Raw genomic sequence first — 234 nt, 5'->3', positions numbered from 1 at the left:
AGTAAAGACAAAGGCAAGATATGATAATCATTTTATATTTAATGTAGATGTAAAGATGAGAATCGGTATTACAGAACGGCTTTTTTCGTTTAATACAAAAAAGGACGCAGCAAAATTACAAAAAGCGATTGAAACTAAGCTGGAAGCTGATTTCAAGCAATTAATACAAAAAATGCAAACTGCCAAAATCGACCCTATTGGGCTTGGAGGATATGCAAGAACTTACACATATCC

1 protein-coding gene is annotated in these 234 nt (G+C 33.3%); it reads left to right on the top strand.

Features of this window, described 5'->3' with window-relative positions:
* Positions 1-234: Ger(x)C family spore germination C-terminal domain-containing protein (locus tag JDS92_RS30530; protein WP_242476065.1), on the top strand; the 234-nt coding region annotated here is incomplete at both ends.

The organism is Bacillus cereus group sp. N12, from assembly GCF_016483575.1.
GTDB classification, from domain to species: domain Bacteria; phylum Bacillota; class Bacilli; order Bacillales; family Bacillaceae_G; genus Bacillus_A; species Bacillus_A toyonensis.
Note: the sequence above shows the minus strand (reverse complement) of the source record. Positions and strands in the feature narration are given on the sequence as shown.